4 protein-coding genes and 1 tRNA gene are annotated in these 1,822 nt (G+C 57.1%); 3 read left to right on the forward strand and 2 right to left on the reverse strand.

Annotated elements, in window-relative coordinates:
• Positions 1-6: 6 nt before the first annotated feature.
• The 3 genes from WAW39_RS30175 to WAW39_RS30185 are packed head-to-tail and all read left to right on the forward strand — an operon-like array spanning position 7 to position 947.
• Positions 7-171 carry a type II toxin-antitoxin system RelE/ParE family toxin gene (locus WAW39_RS30175; RefSeq protein WP_422323482.1) on the forward strand — a complete coding sequence of 55 codons (165 nt, stop codon included), beginning with the start codon at positions 7-9 and terminating at the stop codon, positions 169-171.
• 41 nt (positions 172-212) lie between these two features.
• Entirely contained in the window at positions 213-566 is a 354-nt protein-coding gene (locus WAW39_RS30180) for a DNA-binding protein (RefSeq protein WP_422323476.1), read from the forward strand.
• A gap of 24 nt (positions 567-590) precedes the next feature.
• A complete protein-coding gene (locus tag WAW39_RS30185) occupies positions 591-947 on the forward strand; it encodes a helix-turn-helix domain-containing protein (protein WP_422323478.1) in 357 nt (118 codons plus the stop codon).
• Between the two features lie 53 nt (positions 948-1,000).
• Here the strand turns inward: WAW39_RS30185 and WAW39_RS30190 are convergent.
• Positions 1,001-1,075 (reverse strand) — tRNA-Val (locus tag WAW39_RS30190).
• Positions 1,076-1,139: 64 nt separating this feature from the next.
• A partial coding sequence (locus WAW39_RS30195; RefSeq protein WP_422323480.1) for a VC0807 family protein occupies positions 1,140-1,822 on the reverse strand: 683 nt, incomplete at its 5' end.

Below are 1,822 nucleotides of genomic sequence, written 5' to 3' on the forward strand. Positions count from 1 at the left end.
TCAGGTTTGTATGAACTGCGTATGTTCTTTGGTCCTGGGTATCGCGTTTATTTTGGAGAGCACGATGGCAAGACTGTCATCATTCTCGCGGGAGGGGACAAATCGACGCAAAGCAAAGACATCAAAAAGGCCAAGGAATATTGGCGAATGCATTTGGAGAGCTTGCTATGAACCGACACGTCAAACGACAGCAACCACCCATGCCAACCCCCATGAAAACGATCAACAAAACTGATTACATTCCGCACGATGAAGTGTGGTTAAAACACCTGAGCGACCCCAAGCGCGCCAATTACGCGATCAAACTCGCCTTGGAAGAATTCGAGCAGGACAACGATGTCGATCTGCTGCTCAATGTGCTGCGCCTTGTCGCGCAGGCCCAAGGCGGTCTGGCTTCCCTGGCACGCAAAACCGATGTCAGCCGCCAAGCCCTGCACGAAGCACTCTCACCGCAGGGAAATCCACGCCTGCGGACCTTTCAAAATGTCCTCGGCTCCATGGGCCTGCGCATGAGCGTCAAACCGATGCGTACTCCAGCAAAGCGCGTCTCAAAGTCTGCGGCTTGATTCTGCCAAAGCGGGAATCACGATATGAAAAAGAAGCCACATCAACGCGCCAGCGACGCCGTTGAAATTCTGCATCGCCGTCTAGTGGCGGGCAAGCCGGAAAGAATGGCCGAACTGGAGCAGATTCGCGCCGATGATGCCGTCGCACGCAAAATCCATGATCTGCGCGTTCAGGCGGGCCTTTCTCAGCGAGCTTTTGCGAAACTGGTGGGAACCACCGCTTCCGTCATCTGCCGCTTGGAAGACGCTGATTACGAGGGGCATTCATTGGCGATGCTCAACCGCATTGCCGCAGCATTCCATCGTCGCGTCGAAATTCGTTTTGTTCCGTTGCGCAACGCCAAGCCCGCTGGCGTTCGAACCTCGCGTTCTGCGGCTTGAGTTTATCAGCTCGTGAGGCCGAGGGATTTTGGACTTTAATCTTCAATCGAAGATGGTGCGCGATACAGGGTTCGAACCTGTGACCCCTACCATGTCAAGGTAATGCTCTACCACTGAGCTAATCGCGCGAGTCCGGGGGCGAAGTCTATAAACGGCCTCGGGGGATTGGGCAAACGGTTTTTGGCAAGGAAATCAACTGTTGTTCACCTGCTTGCGCACCGTGGTGCCCTGATTCATCAAATCGTCCCGCTCCAAACCGGTGAGCCGGGTGATGGAACGCAGCAGCCAGAGCAGCAGGCCGAAGGTCACGCCCATGAGGGGAATGCCGATGACGAGGAAGCCGCTCCAGTTCAGGCGGCCGATGGCCTTGGTGTATTCCTCGCTGCCGGGGGCTTTGTCTCCAAGCAGGTAGATGGCGAGGGCAAAATTGGAGATGGAGGAGAGCATCATCGTGCCAGCCATGCCCCAGGAGGCTTTTTTGAGCAGTTGCGCGAAGCTGTGGTGCTTCTCCGGGGTGTCGAGCGCCTGATGCAGGGCGTGCTGGTTGATGACCTGCGGATTGAGCAGCATCTCATTGATCAGCGGCTTGCCCCAGCGATGGCTCAGCGGAAAGGCGATGCCGAGGAAGATGGGGAACATGGCCTCCTTGGCGGCAAACCACACGGCGTTCAGATTCCACAGGCCCAGCACCCCGGTGATGATGACGGCGATCAGGCCGAGCACGGAGAAGAAGTTCAGCCCGCGCTTCTGCATGAAGCACCAGATGCCAAAGCCCAGCGGCAGGAGCAGCGCCACGATCAGCGCCCACAGCGGTCCCAGACGATCCGGCGCGCTGAGTTTTTCCAGGGCGATGGACGGCAGGATGACGGTGAGTG

The sequence above is a fragment of the Prosthecobacter sp. genome, from assembly GCF_049294395.1.
Taxonomy (GTDB): domain Bacteria; phylum Verrucomicrobiota; class Verrucomicrobiia; order Verrucomicrobiales; family Verrucomicrobiaceae; genus Prosthecobacter.

Bases quoted from the DNA above. Each gene is read 5' to 3' on its own strand.
- WAW39_RS30180 (WP_422323476.1), top strand. From the start codon at position 213: ATGAAAACGATCAACAAAACTGATTACATTCCGCACGATGAAGTGTGG.
- WAW39_RS30185 (WP_422323478.1), top strand. From the start codon at position 591: ATGAAAAAGAAGCCACATCAACGCGCCAGCGACGCCGTTGAAATTCTG.